General features: G+C 71.8%; 2 protein-coding genes and 2 pseudogenes. All 4 read right to left on the reverse strand.

Going from position 1 to position 3,236, the window contains the following annotated elements:
- Positions 1–107 (reverse strand): annotated as a pseudogene (locus GT030_RS25735) (sugar phosphate isomerase/epimerase); the annotation flags it as partial.
- Positions 108–195: 88 nt separating this feature from the next.
- Positions 196–1,611, reverse strand: a complete 1,416-nt coding sequence (locus tag GT030_RS25740; RefSeq protein ID WP_161203156.1) for a nucleotide pyrophosphatase/phosphodiesterase family protein — start codon at positions 1,609–1,611, stop codon at positions 196–198.
- A complete protein-coding gene (gene eboE / locus GT030_RS25745; protein ID WP_161203157.1) occupies positions 1,608–2,777 on the reverse strand; it encodes a metabolite traffic protein EboE in 1,170 nt (389 codons plus the stop codon). The genes GT030_RS25740 and eboE overlap by 4 nt, the downstream gene beginning before the upstream one ends.
- A gap of 3 nt (positions 2,778–2,780) precedes the next feature.
- A pseudogene (locus GT030_RS25750) lies at positions 2,781–3,236 on the reverse strand (hydrolase TatD); the annotation flags it as partial.

Genomic DNA, 3,236 nt, shown 5'->3' on the forward strand with positions numbered 1-3,236 from the left:
GCTGCGCCCAGCAGAGCGGCGGCCGTGGCGCCCGCGGCGACGCCCAGCATGCCCCTTCTGGTCAGGCGGTGGGTCAGTTCGGGGTCATTGTGCGAAATGCGGCTCATGCGGGAACTCCGGGGTGTGGGAGGGCGTTGTCAGTGGTGAGTGCTTCACTGGGGACCAGGCACACGAGACGGGTGTCATGAGGGCTCGTCAGGTGAGGCCGGCGAGTCGGAGCAGGAGTGATTTCACGTCGGTGGCCGCGACGCGGTCGCCGACGGCACGGGGGGTGGAGCAGATGAGGAGCGGACCGTCGTCGTCGCTCGCGGGAAGGCGGCCGTGGCTGCCCCGAATAGGTGACGGGTCCAGGGGTACGACCGCCATGCGGTAGCGCAGGCCGAGCTTCTTGCGGGCCAGCGCGGCCGCCGCCTTGACCTTGACGTAGGGGTCGAGGGGATCCATGAAGAGTTCGACCGGGTCGTAGCCGGGTTTGCGGTGGATCTCGACGAGCCGTGCGAAGTCGGGTGCGCGGGCGTCGTCGAGCCAGTAGTAGTACGTGAACCAGGCGTCCGGTTCCGCCAGGGCGACGAGTTCGCCCGAGCGCGGGTGGTCGAGGTGGTGGTCCTTCTTGCCCTCGTCGTCCAGGACTTCGGCGATGCCGGGCAGGCCGGTGAGGGCGGCGCGGGTGGCGTCGAGGTCTTCGGGACGGCGTACGTAGACGTGGGCGATCTGGTGGTCGGCGACCGCGAAGGCACGTGATGCCATCGGGTCCAGGTACTCCATGCCGTCCTGCTCGTGCACCTCCAGCAGGCCGGCGCGGCGCAGAGCGCGGTTGATGTCCACGGGGCGGTCCACGCGCGTGATGTCGTACTCGGACAGGACGACGACGGTACGGCCCCCCGCGCGGGCGTCGGCCAGCAGGGGTGCGGCCGCTGCGTCCAGGTCGGCGGCCGCCTGGAGGGAGCGCGGGTCGTCGGGTCCGTAGCGCTGGAGGTCGTAGTCGAGGTGGGGGAGGTAGCAGAGGGTCAGGTCGGGTCGGCGGGTTCGCTGGATGTGGCGGGTCGCGTCGATGATCCAGCGGCTGGAGGCGAGGCCGGCGCCGGGGCCCCAGAACTGGAAGAGGGGGAATGTGCCGAACTTGGCGGTCAGTTCGTCGTGCAGGTCGGGAGGGCGGGTGTAGCAGTCGGGTTCCTTGCGGCCGTCGGCGTAGTAGACGGGACGGGGGGTGACGGTGAAGTCCGTGCCGGCGCCCATGGCGTACCACCAGCAGATGTTGGCCACGGTGTAGCCGGGGTGGGCGCGGCGGGCGGCGTCCCAGAGTTTGTCGCCGGCGACCAGACCGTTGTGCTGTCGCCACAGCAGGACGTCGCCCAGTTCGCGGAAGTACCAGCCGTTGCCGACGATGCCGTGCTCGGCGGGTGTGGTGCCGGTCAGGAAGGTCGACTGGGCGGCGCAGGTGACGGCGGGCAGGACCGTGCCGAGGTGGGCGCGGGAGCCCTGGTCCGCGAGGGCGCGCAGGTGGGGCATGTGGGCGAGGAGGCGGGGGGTGAGGCCCACGACGTCCAGGACGAGCAGCGGGGTGGGGCGGCCGGGCGAGGGCTGGGCAGGGGCCGCCGGGTGGTCGGTCATGGCAGCTCCTTCAGGCCGAGGTCGGTGAGCAGGTCGCGGGCGAGGGAGAGTTCGGCGGCGATGCCGTCGGTGAGCTGGGCTCGGGTGCGCGGCCGTAGTTCGGCGGGGAGGGCGTGCCAGGTGTAGGTCTCGACTTCCAGGTGGCGGCTGAGGGGGTGCGGCCCGCCGACGAGCCGGGTCAGGGCCGTGGCGAGGACGGGGAGGGTGGAGGTGAGGGGCGCGGCGGGGGCCGCGTGCAGGGGTACGTGGACGTGGGTGCGCCACGGGGTGGAGTCGGGCAGGGCGCTGTGCTGGAGGGCCTCGCCCAGGTCGTCGGTGCCCTGTCGGCCCGTGGCGGTGAGGGTGCGGGTCTGGTGCAGGAAGCGGGGCTCGTCGAACGCGGTCAGGGCTTCGCGGACATCCGGGCGGTGGGGGTGCTCGGCGTGGAGTGCGGCTGAGAGCTGGGATTTGACGATGGGCACGCCGGCGTGAACGAGGGCGTCCAGGGCGGTGTCGGGATCTTCGAAGGAGGTGGCGAGGTGGCAGGTGTCCACGCAGATGCCGATGCGGGGGTGGGCGATGTAGGTGAGGGGGGTGAGGGCGTCGGCGGTGGTTTCGATGACGCAGCCGGGTTCGGGCTCGAGGCCGATGCGGAGGGAGCGGCCGGTGAGTTCCGCGAGGGCGTCGAGGCGGTCGCCGAGGGTGCGCAGGGCGGTCAGGGCCGTCTCCATGCGGGCCGGGGTGGCGACGGTGCGCCAGGCGAGCGGCAGGGTGGAGATGCTGCCCTCCACGATGTCGTCGGGGAGGAGGCCGGTGAGGATACGGGCGAGGGCCGTGGTGTGGCGCAGGCGCTCGGGGTCGGCCCAGTCGGGTTTGTAGACGCGGTACTTGACCTGCTCGGAGCCGAAGCCTTCGTACGGGAAGCCGTTGAGTGTGACGACCTCCAGCCCGCGCCGGTCGAGTTCGGCGCGGAGGGCGGCCAGCGCGCAGGGGTCGTTCTCCAGGGCGCGGGCGGCGTCCTTGGCGAGCCAGAGCCCGATGCCGAGACGGTCACGGCCGAGACGGCGCCGGATGGGCTCGCAGTGGTCGCGGAGCTGGGCGACGACGGCGTCGAGGGTCTCGGCGGGGTGGACGTTGGTGCAGTAGGCGAGGTGGACGAGGGAGCCGTCGGGGTGGCGGAAGCGCACGGGTCACTCCTGTCCGGCGGGGGCGGTTTCCTTGGGGGCGCCGCGGAGGATGGTGTTGCCTTCGTGGGTGGCTTCGGTCGCGGTGACGTCCAGGTCCAGCCGTCCGCTGAGGCCGTAGAAGGCGACGGGGTTGCGCCACAGGACGCGGTCGACGTCGTCCTCGGTGAAGGCCTCGGCCAGCATCAGGTCGGCCACCTTGCGGGTCTTCAGGGGGTCGCTCCTCCCCCAGTCGGCGGCGGAGTTGACCAAGACCTGTTCGGGGCCGTAGGCGCGCAGGACGGCGACCATGCGTTCCTCGTCCATCTTGGTGTCGGGATAGACGGAGAAGCCGAGCCAGCAGCCGCTGTCCTTGGCCTCCTTGACGGTGGTCTCGTTGAGGTGGTCGAGCAGGACCCGTTCCGGGGCGAGTGCGGAGTCCCGCACGGCGTCCAGGGTGCGGCGCAGGCCGGCGGCCTTGTC

It is taken from the genome of Streptomyces sp. SID1328, assembly GCF_009865595.1.
Taxonomy (GTDB): domain Bacteria; phylum Actinomycetota; class Actinomycetes; order Streptomycetales; family Streptomycetaceae; genus Streptomyces; species Streptomyces griseoluteus.

What these genes read in the sequence shown, in the direction of transcription:
- GT030_RS25740 (WP_161203156.1), bottom strand. Translation starts at nt 1,611, where the DNA reads ATGACCGACCACCCGGCGGCCCCTGCCCAGCCCTCGCCCGGCCGCCCC.